Origin of the sequence: Achromobacter spanius, assembly GCF_002812705.1 — a bacterium.
Classification (GTDB): Bacteria; Pseudomonadota; Gammaproteobacteria; order Burkholderiales; family Burkholderiaceae_B; genus Achromobacter; species Achromobacter spanius.
In genome coordinates, this window is record NZ_CP025030.1 from 6,095,542 (window position 1) to 6,111,525 (window position 15,984).

The following is a 15,984-nucleotide window of genomic DNA, read 5'->3' on the forward strand; positions in this document are numbered from 1 at the left end:
TCGCTGCGCTAAACGTCCGCGCCGCCCTGCTTGCGCTGGTAGAAGGCCAACACCTCGTCCAGTTCGCGCGTGCGGGCAAACGGCGGCAGGCCGCGCCACAGGCGCTTGCCGTAAGGCTTTTCGACCAGGCGGGCGTCGCCCACCATCAGCACGCCCCAGTCTGATTCCGTGCGGATCAGGCGGCCCGCGCCCTGCTTGAGCGAAATGGCGGCTTCCGGCAGTTGGTATTCCGAGAACGGGTTGCCGCCTTGGGCGCGGCACGCACGCAGGCGCGCTTCGATAACCGGGTCGTCAGGCGGCGCGAACGGCAGCTTGTCGATGGCCACCAAGGTGAGCACGTCACCCGGCAAGTCGATGCCTTCCCAAAAACTGGCGCTGCCCACCAGCACCGGGTGCTTCAGCTTGCAGAAGCGGTCCAGCAGATCGCGGCGCGTGCCCTCGCCTTGTTTCAAAAGCGGCCAGTCATGGCCGGCGTCATCAAAGGCATCGGCCAGCAAGGTGGCCACTTTTTCCACGGCGCGCAGTGTCGTGCACAGCACCAGCGTGCCGCCGGGGCTGGCTTCCAGCAGCGGCATCAGCGTGTCGACGAAGCGGTCCAGGAACTGCGGCGATTGTGGCTCGGGCATGCCGCGCGGCACGAACAGCAGCGCCTGCTCGGGATAGTTGAAGGGCGATTCCCACTTGCCGGTGCGTGCGCGCTCCAGGCCCAACTGGCTGGTGAAGTGCGTGAACTCGCCGTTCACCGACAGCGTGGCCGAGGTCATGATCCAGGCCTGGCCGGGCTTGCGGTACTTGGAGAACGCCTGCGCCACGGACAGCGGCGCCGAATGCAGGCGCACATGGTGCTGGCCGTGTTCGACCCAGCGCACGGCTGGCCCCGTCCATTGCTCGGCGGCCGCGGCCACACCTTCCAGAATGGCGGCGGGCGTGGACGGCCCGTCGCCCAGCGCGGGGGCGGACGTGGCTTCAGAGGAGGGTTCAGATGCGGGTTCAGAGGCGGAAAAAGGCGCGGGCTCTGGCGCCTGGTCATCGCGGCCCCAGCCTTCGTCCTCGAAGCCGGTTCCTGCGCGCCCGGGTGTGGCCCAGCGCTTGAGCCGCACCGAGATCTCGGCGCCGCCGCGCGCGGCCGCCATCAGGTCGGGGTGCTTTTCAGCCACCGCGCCCAGCGCTTTGGTGGCGCTGTCCACGGCCTCGCGCAAGGTGGCCAAGGCCTCGTCGAATTCTTCGGGGTTCGGGATGGCTTCGAACGTGGCCTTGCGGCCGGGCATGCGGTCCAGCGGCGCACAGGCCAGGCGCAATTCGCGCGCGGCGGTTTCAAGATGGCGGCTGACGTCGCTCCATTTGGCGGCCTCGCGCGCATACGCCAGGCCGGCCACTTCGAGCGCGCGGCCGAAGTCCATGAGTTGATGCGTGGACACGCTGTTGCCCAGGAAGCGGGTGGCGGTGTCGGGCAGTTGATGGGCTTCGTCGAAGATGACGGTATCGGCTTCGGGAAGCAGATCGGTCACGCCCTCTTCGCGCAACACCAGATCAGCCATGAAGAGCGCGTGGTTGACCACCACGACGTCGGCTTCTTGCGCCTGGCGGCGCGCCTTGACGACAAAGCAGTCGCGAATGCGCGGGCATTCCTGGCCCAGGCAGTTTTCGCGCGTGGACGTCACGCGCTGCCAGATATCGGCGTCTTCAGGCACCTGGGCAAGATCGCTGCGGTCACCCGTTTTGGTAATGCCCGCGAACACCTGGATCTGGCGCAGTTGCTGGATTTCGGTGCGCGACTTCAGCGCGCGTTCGTCGCCCTGCAAGCGCTCAAGGTGATAGTGGCAAACGTAGTTGCCACGGCCCTTGAGCAAGGCGGCGGTGACGGGCGCGGCCAGCGCGGCGCGCACGCGCGGCAGATCGCGCGCGAACAACTGGTCTTGCAGCGTGCGCGTGCCGGTGGAAATCAGGACCTTGCCGCCCTGGATGAACGCGGGCACCAGATAGGCCCAGGTCTTGCCAATGCCGGTGCCCGCTTCGGCCACGAGCGTGGCGCGGTCCTGGATGGCGTCGCCGATGGCTTGCGACAGTTCCACCTGCGACGGGCGTGGCTTGTAGCCGGGCATGGCCGTGGCCAAGGGCCCGTCTTCATCAAAAAATTCGGAAATATCCAGGTCCAGCATTACGGCAGCCTAGTGTCGGTCGGAGTCTATGGTGAACCGGTACCGGTTACGGTTCGGGCGCCAGACACTGATGTGGGAAAGGACCAAATGATACCCTTTGCCAGGCCCGCTTTCCGTGCGGACCAGGGACGGATCCATCCACCCTGGCACGTTCTGTAACAGCGGCTTATGGCACAATCCGCCCCTCGTTTTTCCTTTTTGTCGTCGTATAGAGATGTCTGAAACTTCCGCTATCACGAACGTCGCCGCCGGCGTCGACAACGCCCGCATCGTCGCGCAGCTTGCCACCGAACTCGGCGCGCGCGTCTCCCAAATCGCTGCCGCGGTGGACCTGCTGGATGACGGCGCCACCGTGCCCTTTATTTCGCGCTATCGCAAGGAAGCCACCGGCGGCCTGGACGATACCGTGCTGCGCAACCTTGAGGTGCGCCTGGGCTATCTGCGCGAGCTCGAAGAGCGCCGTGGCTCCATTCTTGAATCCATCTCGCAGCAGGGCAAGCTGACGCCCGAGCTGCAGCAGGAAATTGCCACCGCCGATACCAAGCAGCGCCTGGAAGACTTGTACGCGCCGTACAAGCCCAAGCGCCGCACGCGCGCCCAGATCGCACGCGAGGCAGGTCTTGAACCCCTGGCCGACGCCATCCTGGCCGACACGGCCTGCGACCCCGCCGCACTGGCCGCGCAGTACCTGAACCCCGAAGCGTCCATCAACGACGCCAAGGCGGCGCTGGACGGCGCTCGCGACATCCTGGCCGAGCGCTACGCGGAAAACGCGGACCTGCTGGCCGACATGCGCGAGCACCTGTGGTCCACCGGCCTGATCTATTCCAAGATGATCGACGGCAAGGAAACCGAAGGCGCCAACTTCCGCGACTGGTTCGACTTCAACGAGCCCTTGCGCACCCTGCCCTCGCATCGCATCCTGGCGCTGCTGCGCGGCCGTCAGCAAGGCGTGCTGGAACTGCGCCTGGGGCTGGAAGCCGAGCTTGAAGCGCAAGTGCCGCACCCCTGCGTGGCGCGCATCGCCAATTTCCTGAAACTGGGTAATGGCCTGTTCGCGCTGGACGCCACGCCGCGCGCGCGCTGGCTGGGTGAAGTCTGCCGCTGGACCTGGCGCGTGAAGCTGCTGACGGCATTCGAAAGCGAATTGATCGGCCGCCTGCGTGAAAGCGGTGAGGCCGAAGCCATCCGCGTGTTCGCCGCCAACCTGAAAGACCTGCTGCTTGCGGCTCCCGCCGGCCCCAAGGCCATGTTGGGGCTGGACCCCGGCATTCGCACGGGCTGCAAGATCGCCGTCATCGACCAGACCGGCAAGGTCGTCGACACCACCACTGTCTACCCGTTTGAGCCGCGCCGCGACCGCGAAGGCACGATCAACACGCTGGCCGCGCTGGTGGCACGCCACAAGGTCGACCTGATCGCCATCGGCAACGGCACCGCCTCGCGCGAAAGCGAAAAGCTGGTGGGCGACATGATGGAACGCTTCCCTGACCTGAAAGTCACCCGCGTGGTGGTCTCTGAAGCCGGTGCGTCCGTCTATTCCGCGTCGGAAACCGCCGCGCTGGAATTCCCCGACCTGGACGTGACGCTGCGCGGCGCCGTGTCCATCGCCCGCCGCTTGCAGGACCCGCTGGCGGAACTGGTCAAGATCGATCCCAAGGCAATCGGCGTGGGCCAGTACCAGCACGACGTCAACCAGCGCGAGCTGGCGCGTTCGCTGGATGCCGTGGTCGAAGATTGCGTGAACGCCGTGGGCGTGGACGTGAACACCGCGTCTGCCGCATTGCTGGCCCGCGTGTCCGGCTTGAATTCGCTTCTGGCCAAGAACATCGTGTCCTGGCGCGACGAGAACGGCGCCTTCCCCACGCGCGATGTACTGCGCAAGGTGCCGCGCTTTGGCGAAAAGGCCTTTGAACAGGCCGCGGGCTTTTTGCGCATTCCCAACGGCGACAACCCGCTGGACGCCTCGTCGGTGCACCCGGAAGCCTATCCCGTGGTCGAGCGCATCGTTGCGAAGATCAAGGCCGAGGTCAAACAGATCATCGGCCAGCGCGACGCGCTGAAAGGCGTATCACCGTCCGACTTCACGGACGAGCGCTTTGGCTTGCCCACGGTGCGCGACATCTTCGCCGAACTGGAAAAGCCCGGCCGCGACCCGCGCCCCGAGTTCAAGACGGCCCAGTTCAAGGAAGGCGTTGAAACCTTGAACGACCTGTACCCGGGCATGGTGCTGGAAGGCGTGGTGACCAACGTGGCCAATTTCGGCGCGTTCGTCGACATTGGCGTGCACCAGGACGGCTTGGTCCACATTTCGGCGCTGGCCGAAAAATTCGTGAAGGACCCGCGCGACGTGGTGCGCGTTGGCCAGACGGTCAGCGTGAAGGTCCTGGAAGTGGATGCCGCGCGCAAGCGCGTCGCGCTGACCATGCGCCTGAACGACACCGCCGCCCCCGCGCGCCGCAGCGGCGACGCCCCCAAGGGCGGTGACCGCCCCCGCCGCCCGCAAGGCGATGGCGGCCGTGGCAACGCGGCCGGTGGCGCCAGCGGCATGAACAGCGCCATGGCGGACGCCTTCGCCAAGCTCAAGCGCTGATCCTTCAGCGCCTGTTGACCCCCAAAGCCAGGGCCACACGGCCCTGGCTTTTTCATTGCGCCCTGGCTTTTTACTTGCCCGCTTCGCCCCTAGGACTTTCCCCTAGATGGGCCTATTTTCTTGCGCTCGCTCAATCAACAATTCTAAAAATAAGGGAAAATATCGAATTGTGTCCGAATAATAAAAGCTGGTGGCATTGGGGAACACAGCAGACACAAACATCCATGATCAGGCGAACCGCGGCGCGAACCGTCTATCAGGCAAGAAGCAAAAGAAAAAGCGCCCTATCCCGTAGCGTCCCCGGAGAGCCATTCGTCATGCGCACTACCATTACGCTTGCCGCCAATGAAGCGGCAACCATTACCGAAAAAGAAGCCGGCCATAGCGGCACCTACGCCGAAGTCACGCTGGGCCAATACGCGCATCTGATCATTGACGGCGCCGAAGTCGCCTTCAAGCACATCACGCTGGAACGCCTGGGCACCCGGGTGATTGAATTGCGCAACGGCGCCCAGCTACAAGTGGGCGCGCTGGGCTTTGCCAGCATGGGCGCCAGTATCGTGTACCGCATCGGCGTGGGCTGCGCGCTGACCTTCGACGCCAGCCAATGGGACCCCGAAGTGGTCGCCAACACGACCTTTGATTTCGCTAGCCAAGGCAGCGGCACGCTGAAGTATTTCCCCTTCATCAACCCGGAATGGCTGGACTGCCCCAACGTCGTCGGCTATTCGGAAGGCGACCTGCTTGAGATCGCTGGGCAAGGCAACGCGCAGCGTTTCCAGGTGCGCGACGGCCGCATCGTGGCGGGCGCGCGGCCGGCTTGAGCCTATACGGAAAGCGGCTGCGGCGCGGGTAGCAGCGGGCGTAGCAGCGTGGATGGCAACGCAATGCGCCGCCATCCGGCAAGCCACCTATTCTTGCGCCAACGACGCCAGCGCTTCGCGCACGCGCGCCAGGCGCGCATCGGCATCACCCTGCGCACCCGCGGGCGCTTCGGCAACCGCCACGCCGTCGATGACAGCCGTGTAACCGTCACCGGCGGCCTGCAGCACCTGATCGGCCGATTCCGATTGCAGGCGGCGCATCAAGGCGCCCGCTTGCTTGGGGTCGGCAAAGCGCTGCGACAACAGCAGTTCTTCACCGTCGGCACCCAACAGGCGGAAACGGAAACCACCCGTGTCGTCACGGAAGCTGACGAAACGCGCGCCCTTCTCTTTGTCCTTCTTGCCTTGCGGCTTGCCGGATACGGCGCCGGCATTCAGATTGCGCAAGCCGACCGCCACGCGCAGTTCCTGCATCAGCGGCAGCGCCTGCTTGCGCGCCTTGTCGGCGCCCGCTTGCAGGATGTCTTCGATGCGGCCCGGGTTGGCGATCAGCTCCACATACTTTTCGCGCATCGGCGCCAAGCGATTTTCCAGGTGCTCGTAAAGCGCCTGCTTGGCGTCACCCCAGCCCATGCCGTCTTCCAACTGCTTGCGAAACACCGCCGATTCCGCCTGCGTGGCGAACGCGCGGTACAGCGTGTACAGGTGCGAGTTTTCGGCATCCTTGGCTTCGCCGGGCGCGCGTGAATCGGTCACGATACGCATCACCGACGCGCGCAGCGCCTTGGCGCCGCCTTCAAACAACGGGATGGTGTTGTTGTAGCTCTTGGACATCTTGCGGCCATCCAGGCCCGGCAAGGTTGCAACGTCTTCCTCGATAGCCACTTCAGGCAGCGTGAAATAGTCGCGTCCGTACAGATGGTTGAAGCGTTGGGCGATGTCGCGGGCCATCTCCAAGTGCTGGATCTGGTCGCGGCCGACCGGCACGCGGTTCGCGTTGAACATCAGGATGTCCGCCGCCATCAGCACGGGATACGAGAACAAGCCCATCGTGACGCCGTCGTCCGGGTCCACGCCCTTGGCCACGTTCTGGTCCACCGACGCCTTGTAGGCGTGCGCGCGGTTCATCATGCCCTTGGCGGTAACGCAGGTCAGCAACCAGCACAGTTCGGGAATTTCCGGGATGTCGGATTGGCGGTAGAACGTTACCCGTTCGTGATCCAGGCCGACTGCCAGCCAGGTCGCGGCGATTTCAAGGCGGGAACGCGCCACGCGGGCCGGGTCGTCGCACTTGATCAACGCGTGGTAATCGGCCAGGAAGAAAAATGCGTCCACACCCGGCTGCGTGCTGGCCTCTACCGCGGGCCGGATGGCTCCGGCGTAGTTGCCAAGGTGGGGGGTGCCAGTGGTGGTAATGCCGGTAAGGACGCGGGTATTCATGGGGCGAAGAGGCGTGTGCGAGGGGAAACGAGCAGTGTAACTTGCCGCAGCCACGGTGGCTTAGCGGTTCAGCGCCGCACTTGCCGGGCCATGCCGTGAACACCCGGCATGGCCCCGCATGACTGGGCATGACTGCGCATGACGGCGCAAGCCCTCAAAGATTGCCTTGCTTACCAAACCGCCAGCAGCGGAGCCGCCAGCGCGCAAACCCCGCCCGCGGTCAACGCCGCACGCGGTCGGAAGGTCAGGAACCAGATCAGCAACAGGCCGGCGATGCTGAGAATGCCGATCCATTCCACCGTGCCGTAGCTCCACCCCCACACCGTGGCGGATGCATAGAGCGACAGGGCCAACGCGATCCAGCCGAACACGCGCAATGGCACGCGGTGGCGGCGCGGCATGGCGCGATCGAACAGGTCTTCGTAGTGACGATCCATGCCCAGGCACAAGGCGGAAAAGCCCGCGTAGGCCAGGCAAAAAGCGGCAAGCGTCATGGCGTATCACCTCGCGGTTCGTAAACGGCGGCGTTGGGGGCAGCCTGGGCCGGGGACGCCGCGGCGGCAGTCTTGGCTGAAGCCTTGGTTGGCGCCTTGGCAGGTGCCTTGGCTGGCAAGCGACGGGCCCGCGCCGCCTTGCGCGACATCCAGGCAAACAGCACGGCGCTGGCCAGGCAGGTCAGGTCGAAACCAGCCATGACCCAATCCCCTTCGGGCAGCGACACCCCCAGGTGGCGCGACGTGGTCAATGCGTTGACCACCGGCACCAAGGCCAGCGCTGCGGAGGCGATGGCCAGCAGGTCTTGCCACTTGCGATGCTGGAACAGAAAGGCGTAGACCAGCGACAAGGCCCAGGCCGAGAAGAACGCGCGTGACTCCCAGAACTGGCGCCCCGGCAGATCCACGGGCAGCAGCCGGTTGGCCAGGAAAAATGCGGCCACGCCAAACACTACGCCCGCGATGGTGCCGGCGTTCAGGGCATCAACCAGCCGCAGCGAAAACGCTTCGCGGGTATCTTGCGGACGCGCCTTCTGGCGCCGCTTGGCAATCCACAACACCAGCCCCGTGCCCACCATGCCGGTGCCCGCCAGGCTGACCAGGAAATAGAACCAGCGCAGTAGCGGTTCGGCGAAAAGGCCCAGGTGCAGGCCGGTGATGGTGCCGGCGGTGCTTGCCGTAGCCCCGAGCGTGTCCTGCCCCTCCAGCAGCTTGCCCGTGACGCCATCAAACCGCTTCCAGGGGGCCAGCACGCCATACGACACCGCATCAGAGGAGGCACGGGTCAGGGTCACGGTGGCGCCGGCATCGCCCGGGTTGTTGACCGTGATGCGGCCCACGCGCCCGTGCCACTGCTGCTGCGCCTGCTCGACCAGCGGGGCGATCTGTATCAGGGGCGCGGGCTGGTTCAGCGGCGGCGTCACCTTGAATGACTTGAAGACATCATCCGTGTACTGGCGCGGGTTTTCATAGACGGCCTTGATGCCTGCCGGCATCAGCATCACCATGAACAGCACCAGGCCGCTGAAGGTGATCATCAGGTGGAACGGCAGGCCCAGGACCGACAGCACATTGTGGCCGTCCATCCAGGCGCGTTGCCCGCCCTTCTTGGGGCGAAAGGTGAAGAAATCCGTGAATATTTTTTTGTGCGTGATGATGCCGCTGATGATCGCCACCAGCATGAACATGCCCGCAATGCTGGCCAGCCAACGCCCCCACGGGAACGCGGTCTCCAGTTCGAAATGGAAGCGGTAGAAGAAGTCGCCGCCGCGCGTTTCGCGGCCGGTGACGGCCTGGCCGTTGGCCGGGTCCAGCTTCACGCGCACGAATCCGCGTTCGCCCGGTTTGGGCTTGGGCACTTGATACAGCAGCAGGATCAACGGCTCGCGGTTCGACGGCGGCGTGATGAACCAGCGCTTGGCGTCCGGCGCATGCTCGGCCAGATAGCGCTGCGCCACTTCAACCGACTGCACGGCGGGCGCCGCCTTTACCTGGATCTCGGGCTGCATCCAGTGTGTGATCTCGGGCCGGAAAAACGCCAGCGACCCGGTCAGGAACATCGCGAACAACACCCAGCCAAAAATCAGCCCGGCCCAGGTATGCAGCCAGGACATCGATTGGCGCAGGCCTTCTTCACCCTGCGCTTTGACCTTCCCTGCCTTCATGCCGCCCCCATCGCGCGGCCGGCCAGGAACAAGCCGCCCAGCAGCAAGGTCGGCACCAGGACGCCGGCCCAGGCGCGCCAGGCGTTGCGCGTGGCGAACACCCAGATCACGCCGCAGGCGTAGACCACGAAGGACAGCATCTGGGCCGTGGTGACGGCGTCTGCCCGCCCCATGGGCAGCCAGACCGCCAGGCAGGCCGCAGCCGCCGAGGCCAGGGCATAGCCGCCCAGAATGGCGGCAAGCGCCCTGGAAAATACGGCCATGCGATAGCGCATCATGCCTGCGCCGGCTGCGGGAGCTTTCACTTGTTCACATTGAAGGTCGTGGTGGAAACGTAGCGGATCTTGGCGTAGGACTTGCCATCCGCCTCACCCGCCTTCTCTTGGACATGGGCGGCTTCCAGCACGTACTGGCCCGGCCACGGCGTCGTGATCTCGATGCGGCCGTTCTCATCGGTCCAGAAGCGCTTTTCCCATTTCGGGGGACCGAAGACGGTCACTTCCGTCTTGGCCAGCGGTTTGCCTTCAAAGTTCAGGACAAAGGTGTTGGCGCCGGCGGCGGTGGGCACCAGTTCCAGGTCCAGCTTGGCCTGCGTGTCGGTGCGGCCGACCTTGGCGCCGTACTTGACCAGCGTTTCCTTGAACTGCATCGGCTGAGCCAGGCGCACATCGCCCTTTCCGGTGGCTGCGAATTCAACGAAATCCGCGCCCTTGCCCGAGGCCTTCAACACGGTGCCATCGGCGGCCGTCACCACCGGCGCCACCAGGATCTTGCCCAGCAAGCCATCCTGCTTCTCGCGCACGTCGTCGGCCCATTCGCCGAAGTACGCCTTGGCCGGGCCCTCGGCCCCGCGTTCCAGCCAAACAAAGTGCGCCTGCGCAGCGCCCGCGCTGCCCATCAGGGCAATGGCGGCCAAAGTCCTAGCAAAAGTCATTCTGTTTCCTCTGGTTTTTAGTCTGATAAAGACAACAGGCAAGCCCCGCGGCCAATGCCTGTTTTTCATCGGCCTGAATTATAACCATTCTCACTACCACATCCATTTAAATTTGGGCCGGAACGTCAGGCGCTCGTTAACCCTCATTCCTTTAATCTGCAAATTAAATATATTAACGATATATCTGAAGCCACCCACCGCACGTGAACCTGGAGTTCCTCATGACGCACCCTCGCTGGACAGGCATCTTTCCCGCCATCACCACGAAATTCCACGCCGACGAACGGATTGACGCCGAAGGCACCGCCAAGCACATTGATTTCCAGATCCGCAACGGCATCCATGGCGTCGTTACCTGCGGCTCCCTGGGCGAAGCCAGCACGTTGACGCTGGAAGAAAAGCTCCAGGTCGCCAAGATCGCGCTGGAAGCGTCGGGCGGCCGTGTGCCGGTGCTGGCCAACGTATCCGAGACCAGCACGCGCGAAGCGCTGCGGTACATCGAAGGCGCCAACAAATTGGGTGTGGCGGGCTTCATGGTCATGCCGTCGCTGATCTACGTGGCGGACGCCCGCGAGGCCATGCTGAACGTGCGCACCATGGCCGAGGCCGCGCAGCAACCCATCATGGTCTACAACAACCCGCTGGCCTATCGCGTGGACCTCACCCCCGCCCACATGGCCGAGCTGGCCGACTGCAAGTGGCTCGCCGCCGTCAAGGACAGTTCGGGCGACACCCGCCGCGTGACCGATCTGCGCAACGCCGTGGGCGATCGCTACCAGATCTTCCTGGGTGTGGACGACCTGGCCTATGAAGGCCTGGCGCTGGGTTGCGATGGCCTGCTTGCCGGCGTGGGCTGCGCGTTTCCTCGTGAAACCGTCGCCCTGTACGACCTGATGAAGGCGGGCAAATTCGCCGAAGCGCTGGCGCTCTATCAATGGATGACGCCGCTGCTGCACCTGGACGTATCCACCAAGCTGGTCCAGAACCTGAAGCTGATCGACGCCTTGGTCGGCGTGGGCACCGAGCACGTGCGCCGCCCGCGCCTGCCGGTAATCGGCGAAGAACGCGCCCTGATCGAGCGCGTGGTGGCGCACGCCCTGGCGACCCGCCCCGCGCAGTACCAGTCGGTGCCCTGATCGCGGTACCCACCCCGGCGATGACGCGCATCGATAACCCCCAGAAATTGCCTGCAATGTCATGGAGTTATCGCTGACTCGTCCGGGGAAAAAAATGCGTGGCATTGCGGTCTCTACGACACGACGCCACGCGTTTAATTGCCTAGACTAGCCCGTTCGATTCTCGTTCGTCCGCCGGCAAACCACACGTTGTCAGGCCGTTTGCCCGCTGCACGTCTACAACTTCTGCACAAGGCGCGTCAATGAATCAGATCCGTGTCATCGACTCCCATACAGGCGGTGAACCCACCCGGCTTGTCGTCTCCGGCTTTCCCGATCTGGGCACGGGCGACATGGCCGAACGGCAACGTCGCCTGGCCGACAAACACGACGCATGGCGCGCGGCTACCGTCCTGGAACCTCGCGGCAGCGACGTCATGGTGGGCGCCTTGCTTTGCCCGCCGCAGAACCCGGCCAATGCCGCCGGCGTGATCTTCTTCAACAATGCCGGGTACCTGGGCATGTGCGGCCACGGCACCATCGGCCTGGTCGCCACCTTGGCCTACCTGCGCCGTATCCAGCCCGGCGTGCACGGCATCGAAACCCCGGTAGGCACCATCCGCGCCACCCTGCACGAAGACCAATCGGTCAGCGTGCGCAACGTGCCCGCCTACCGGCTGCGCGAAGCCGTAGGCGTTGACGTGCCCGGATACGGCCAGGTGCTTGGCGACGTGGCGTGGGGCGGCAACTGGTTCTTCCTTGTCAGCCGGCACACGCAACGCGTCGCGCCCGACAACCTTGACGCCTTGACCCAGTACGCCTGGGCCATCCGCCAGGCATTGCAAGCGGCGGGCATCACGGGCCGCGACGGCGCGCACATCGATCACATCGAGCTGTTCGCGCCCGATCCCAACGCCGACAGCCGCAATTTCGTGCTGTGCCCCGGCAAGGCCTATGACCGTTCGCCTTGCGGCACGGGCACCAGCGCCAAGCTCGCCTGTCTTGCGGCGGACGGCAAGCTGGCGCCGGGGCAGGTCTGGCGGCAGGCCAGCGTCATCGGCAGCACCTTCCAGGCCAGCTATGAAATGGACGGCGCGCAAATCATCCCCACCATCCGCGGGCGCGCACACGTCTGCGCCGAGTCCACCTTGCTGATCCAGCCCGACGACCCCTTCGGCTGGGGCATCCGGCTCTAAGCGCTGACCGCCAACGGAAGCCTACGCATGCCACACCCTTCGAGAGACGTCCTGATCGTCGGCGCGGGCATTATCGGCGCCGCCTGCGCGCACCATCTGGCGGGCGCGGGCCTGTCGGTGCATGTCGTGGACGCACGCCTGAAAGGCGCCACGCAAGCCGGCATGGGGCATCTGGTCGTCATGGATGGGTGCCCCGCCGAACTGGCACTGAGCAGCTTGTCGATGAACACGTGGCGACAGTGGGGTCCGCGCATGAACGCGGCGGACCCGGCCTGCGCCTATACCGAATGCGGCACCCTGTGGGTCGCCGCCAATGGCAAAGACATGGCAGAAGCCGAACGCAAGCAGGCACGGCTGCGCCAGCACGGGGTCGCCGCCACGCTGCTTGACGCCCAGCAACTGGCCGATGCCGAACCCTTCTTGCGCCCCGGCCTGGCCGGCGCCCTGCACGTCCCCGGCGACGGCCTGGTGTATGCCCCCAACGCGGCCCGTTGGCTACTGGCGCATGCGCCACCGGGCGTGTCATTCGAGGCCGCGCACGTCGGCAAGATCGACGGCCAAGGCGTCGTGCTGGCCGATGGCTCGCGCCGCAATGCCGGAGCCGTCGTGCTGGCGGCGGGCATGTCGGCCACCCGCCTTTGCGACGACCTGCCGCTCACCCCCAAGAAAGGCCATCTGGCCATCACGGACCGCTACCCGACGGGCATCCGCCATCAACTGGTCGAGCTTGGCTACATGGCCAGCACCCAACAGCGCGACGGCGCCGCCGTCGCATTCAATGTGCAGCCCCGGCCCACCGGGCAACTGCTGATCGGCTCGTCCCGCCAAATCGGGCAAGCCGATTCCGACATTGATCCCGTGTTGCTGTCTCGCATGCTCAAGCGGGCCATCGACTTCCTGCCGGGCCTGTCGGGCATGAACCTCATCCGCACCTGGACCGGCATCCGCGCCGCCACGCCCGACGGTTTGCCCTTGATCGGTCCGCACCCTGCCCGCCCCGGGCTTTGGCTGGCGTTGGGACATGAGGGGCTTGGCGTCACCACCGCGCCTGCCACCGCCGCCTTGCTGACCGCCCTGATAACGAACGCAACGCCGCCGCTGGCGGCCGCGCCCTTTGCTCCGTCCCGCTCATTTGCCGAGGTAGCGCCATGACGTTTCCGCGAAACTCCGCGCGCCTGCGCATCCAGGTCGACGGTCAGCCGATGCGCGTGGCAACCGGCAGCAGCGTCGCCGCCGCTCTGGCCAGCAGGTCGCCCGGCAACTCGCGCATATCCGTATCCGGAGAAAGGCGCGCGGCATTCTGCGGCATGGGCGTCTGCCATGAATGCCGGGTCCTTGTCGACGGCCACCTGCGCCTGGCTTGCCAGACGCCTTGCCGGGAAGGCATGCGGGTGGATACGGTATTGGAACACGCCGCCCCCGTCTGCAACGCCCCAGCGCAAGACGTTGAACATCCGGCCTGCGACCTGCTCATCATCGGCGCCGGACCCGCGGGCATGTCCGCCGCGCTGGCGGCCGCGCCCAGTGGACGCGCCATCGTGCTGGTCGACGACAACGCCGCGCCGGGTGGCCAGATCTGGCGCGATGGTCCGGGTGCCTCACTGCCCGTCCCGGCCCGCCGCCTGCGTGAACAACTGGCGCAATATTCGAATATCACGCTGCTCTGCGACACCCGCGTGGTAGGCATGGCCGGGGTGCCAAGCCAGCCGGCACTGATGCTTGAAAACGCGCGCCACGGCTGGGCCCAGCGCTATGGCACGCTGATCCTGTGCACCGGTGCTCGCGAACTCCTGCTGCCCTTTCCCGGCTGGACGCTGCCCGGCGTGACCGGCGCCGGTGGGCTGCAAGCCTTGGTGAAGGCCGGCGTGCCGCTGCGCGGCAAACGTATCGTCATTGCCGGCACGGGACCACTATTGCTTGCCGCCGCGCGCGCCGCGCATCAAGCGGGCGCACGCGTCGTGCGCATCGCCGAGCAGGCCGATTGGCGCGCGCTGCTGCGCTTTGCCTATCGCTTGCACCGTTGGCCCGCCAAGGCCGCGCAAGCCGCCGCACTGTTCAGCCCGCAATACCGTACCGCCAGCCACGTCCTGGAAGCCACCGGCGACGGACGCGTGCAACACGTGCGGCTGCACCGCGCCGATGGCGAAGAAGAGATCGCCTGCCATCGGCTGGCCTGCGGCTTTGGGTTGGTGCCCAATATCAAGCTGGGTCAGATGCTGGGCTGCGCGCTGGACGCGCACGGCGGCCTGCAAGTGGACGACATGCAGCAAACCACCGTGCCCGGCATCTTTGCCGCAGGCGAATGCACGGGCATCGGCGGCAACGAACGCGCGCGGGTACAGGGCACGCGAGCCGGGCATGCGGCGGCGGGCGAACTGACCCAGGCCGCGCGCCTGTCCAAAGATCTTGCCCGTTGGCAGAGCTTCGCCGACGCGCTGCGTGAACCCTTCGCGCTGCGGGCGCCACTGTTGTCCCTGGCCCGCCCCGACACCTTGATCTGCCGTTGCGAAGACGTGCCGCAATCCGCGTTGGCCCCACACCGCAACTGGACCGACGCCAAGCTGCACACGCGTTGCGGCATGGGCGCCTGCCAGGGCCGCATCTGCGGCGCCGCCACCCAGGCGCTTTATGGCTGGCAGCCCTCGCCCCCCCGGCACCTGCTTGCGCCGGCCCGCATCGACACGCTGGCGGCCATCGCATCCACATCCGGCAAATCGTTCGACTAAGGAATCCTCATGATCAACACCCTGGACGCCCATATCGCGTTCGCGCAAGGCTTGGCACAAGAGGCGCGACAAATGTACGCACCCTATCTGCGCCACGTCGTGGGCGTGGACACGAACGGCGCAACGTCCCGCTTGCCACAGACCGATATCAAGCCGGACCGCAGCCTTGTCACCGCGCTGGACCACGCCATCGAAGCGCACCTGCGCGCGCGCATCGAAGAGGCCTATCCCCAGCACGGCATCTACGGAGAAGAAGGCGGTACGGTCCGGCTGGACGCCGAGCACGTCTGGGTACTCGACCCCATCGACGGCACCGCGCCCTTTCTTGCCGGCATCCCGGTCTTTGGAACCTTGATCGCACTTTTACAGCGCGGCACACCCGTGCTGGGCATCATGGATTTTCCCGTCACCGGTGATCGCTGGGTGGGCGCCGCCGGACGCCCGACGCTGCATCACGGCGCCCCCTGCCACACGCGCGCTTGCGATCAACTGGGCGACGCCATGCTCAGCACCAGCAACCCGGATTTCTACGCGCCCGACGAACTTCCGGCGTTCCAGGCGCTGCGGGAACGCACGCGCTGGCGCATCTATGGCGGTTGCTGCCTGGCGTATGGCCTGCTGGCCGCCGGCCGCACCGACATCGCCATCGACGCCCGGCTGGCGCTTTACGACTACGCGCCCTTCATCCCCATCATCCAGGGTGCGGGCGGCGTCATTACGGACTGGAACGGCCGTGCGCTCGGGCTGGACAACCCGGCATCGCGCATCCTCGCCGCGGGCGACCCGGCGCGCCATCGGGAAGCCTTGCATCTGGTGCGCCAGGCAATGGATTGATCCTT

Annotated in this window: 13 protein-coding genes; 7 read left to right on the forward strand and 6 right to left on the reverse strand. The window is 65.8% G+C overall.

What is annotated here, in order from left to right; translation table 11 throughout:
• Positions 1-8: 8 nt before the first annotated feature.
• The gene (gene yoaA / locus CVS48_RS27700; RefSeq protein WP_100857226.1) at positions 9-2,159 is read right to left on the reverse strand and encodes a DNA repair helicase YoaA; all 2,151 of its coding nucleotides are present in this window, start codon (positions 2,157-2,159) and stop codon (positions 9-11) included.
• 214 nt (positions 2,160-2,373) lie between these two features.
• Between yoaA and tex the strand changes: the two genes are divergently transcribed.
• Both tex and CVS48_RS27710 read left to right on the forward strand, forming a co-directional pair.
• Positions 2,374-4,752, forward strand: coding sequence for an RNA-binding transcriptional accessory protein Tex (tex, locus tag CVS48_RS27705; protein ID WP_100857227.1), 2,379 nt, complete (start codon positions 2,374-2,376; stop codon positions 4,750-4,752).
• A 317-nt stretch (positions 4,753-5,069) separates the two neighbouring features.
• On the forward strand, positions 5,070-5,576 hold the full coding sequence (locus CVS48_RS27710; protein ID WP_100857228.1) for a hypothetical protein: 507 nt from the start codon (positions 5,070-5,072) through the stop codon (positions 5,574-5,576).
• 87 nt (positions 5,577-5,663) lie between these two features.
• Here CVS48_RS27710 and CVS48_RS27715 read toward each other — a convergent pair whose 3' ends face one another.
• The 5 genes from CVS48_RS27715 to CVS48_RS27735 form a co-directional block, all read right to left on the reverse strand.
• Entirely contained in the window at positions 5,664-7,016 is a 1,353-nt protein-coding gene (locus tag CVS48_RS27715; RefSeq protein WP_100857229.1) for a tryptophan--tRNA ligase, read from the reverse strand.
• Between the two features lie 170 nt (positions 7,017-7,186).
• Positions 7,187-7,510, reverse strand: coding sequence for a DUF3325 domain-containing protein (locus tag CVS48_RS27720; RefSeq protein ID WP_100857230.1), 324 nt, complete (start codon positions 7,508-7,510; stop codon positions 7,187-7,189).
• Positions 7,507-9,174: a PepSY-associated TM helix domain-containing protein gene (locus CVS48_RS27725; RefSeq protein ID WP_100857231.1), complete on the reverse strand. Its 1,668-nt coding sequence runs from the start codon at positions 9,172-9,174 to the stop codon at positions 7,507-7,509. Before CVS48_RS27725 ends, CVS48_RS27720 begins: the two co-directional genes overlap by 4 nt.
• Positions 9,171-9,452, reverse strand: a complete 282-nt coding sequence (locus CVS48_RS27730) for a DUF3649 domain-containing protein (RefSeq protein ID WP_167401155.1) — start codon at positions 9,450-9,452, stop codon at positions 9,171-9,173. The genes CVS48_RS27725 and CVS48_RS27730 overlap by 4 nt, the downstream gene beginning before the upstream one ends.
• Before the next feature lie 23 nt (positions 9,453-9,475).
• The gene (locus CVS48_RS27735) at positions 9,476-10,108 is read right to left on the reverse strand and encodes a DUF4198 domain-containing protein (RefSeq protein WP_100857233.1); all 633 of its coding nucleotides are present in this window, start codon (positions 10,106-10,108) and stop codon (positions 9,476-9,478) included.
• Between the two features lie 221 nt (positions 10,109-10,329).
• Between CVS48_RS27735 and CVS48_RS27740 the strand changes: the two genes are divergently transcribed.
• The 5 genes from CVS48_RS27740 to CVS48_RS27760 all read left to right on the forward strand — a co-directional run bounded on the left by CVS48_RS27740 (position 10,330) and on the right by CVS48_RS27760 (position 15,979).
• A complete protein-coding gene (locus CVS48_RS27740) occupies positions 10,330-11,244 on the forward strand; it encodes a dihydrodipicolinate synthase family protein (RefSeq protein ID WP_100857234.1) in 915 nt (304 codons plus the stop codon).
• A gap of 242 nt (positions 11,245-11,486) precedes the next feature.
• Positions 11,487-12,419: a 4-hydroxyproline epimerase gene (locus CVS48_RS27745; RefSeq protein ID WP_100857235.1), complete on the forward strand. Its 933-nt coding sequence runs from the start codon at positions 11,487-11,489 to the stop codon at positions 12,417-12,419.
• A 27-nt stretch (positions 12,420-12,446) separates the two neighbouring features.
• Positions 12,447-13,571, forward strand: a complete 1,125-nt coding sequence (locus tag CVS48_RS27750; protein ID WP_100857236.1) for an NAD(P)/FAD-dependent oxidoreductase — start codon at positions 12,447-12,449, stop codon at positions 13,569-13,571.
• Positions 13,568-15,145, forward strand: coding sequence for an FAD-dependent oxidoreductase (locus tag CVS48_RS27755; protein ID WP_100857237.1), 1,578 nt, complete (start codon positions 13,568-13,570; stop codon positions 15,143-15,145). Before CVS48_RS27750 ends, CVS48_RS27755 begins: the two co-directional genes overlap by 4 nt.
• Positions 15,146-15,154: 9 nt before the next feature.
• Positions 15,155-15,979: an inositol monophosphatase family protein gene (locus CVS48_RS27760; protein WP_100857238.1), complete on the forward strand. Its 825-nt coding sequence runs from the start codon at positions 15,155-15,157 to the stop codon at positions 15,977-15,979.
• The last annotated feature ends 5 nt before the right edge of the window (positions 15,980-15,984 follow it).

Excerpts from the sequence above, each read along its gene's own strand:
- yoaA (WP_100857226.1), bottom strand. The coding sequence starts at position 2,159 with ATGCTGGACCTGGATATTTCCGAATTTTTTGATGAAGACGGGCCCTTG.
- tex (WP_100857227.1), top strand. The coding sequence starts at position 2,374 with ATGTCTGAAACTTCCGCTATCACGAACGTCGCCGCCGGCGTCGACAAC.
- CVS48_RS27710 (WP_100857228.1), top strand. The coding sequence starts at position 5,070 with ATGCGCACTACCATTACGCTTGCCGCCAATGAAGCGGCAACCATTACC.
- CVS48_RS27715 (WP_100857229.1), bottom strand. The coding sequence starts at position 7,016 with ATGAATACCCGCGTCCTTACCGGCATTACCACCACTGGCACCCCCCAC.
- CVS48_RS27720 (WP_100857230.1), bottom strand. The coding sequence starts at position 7,510 with ATGACGCTTGCCGCTTTTTGCCTGGCCTACGCGGGCTTTTCCGCCTTG.
- CVS48_RS27725 (WP_100857231.1), bottom strand. The coding sequence starts at position 9,174 with ATGAAGGCAGGGAAGGTCAAAGCGCAGGGTGAAGAAGGCCTGCGCCAA.
- CVS48_RS27730 (WP_167401155.1), bottom strand. The coding sequence starts at position 9,452 with ATGATGCGCTATCGCATGGCCGTATTTTCCAGGGCGCTTGCCGCCATT.
- CVS48_RS27735 (WP_100857233.1), bottom strand. The coding sequence starts at position 10,108 with ATGACTTTTGCTAGGACTTTGGCCGCCATTGCCCTGATGGGCAGCGCG.
- CVS48_RS27740 (WP_100857234.1), top strand. The coding sequence starts at position 10,330 with ATGACGCACCCTCGCTGGACAGGCATCTTTCCCGCCATCACCACGAAA.
- CVS48_RS27745 (WP_100857235.1), top strand. The coding sequence starts at position 11,487 with ATGAATCAGATCCGTGTCATCGACTCCCATACAGGCGGTGAACCCACC.
- CVS48_RS27750 (WP_100857236.1), top strand. The coding sequence starts at position 12,447 with ATGCCACACCCTTCGAGAGACGTCCTGATCGTCGGCGCGGGCATTATC.
- CVS48_RS27755 (WP_100857237.1), top strand. The coding sequence starts at position 13,568 with ATGACGTTTCCGCGAAACTCCGCGCGCCTGCGCATCCAGGTCGACGGT.
- CVS48_RS27760 (WP_100857238.1), top strand. The coding sequence starts at position 15,155 with ATGATCAACACCCTGGACGCCCATATCGCGTTCGCGCAAGGCTTGGCA.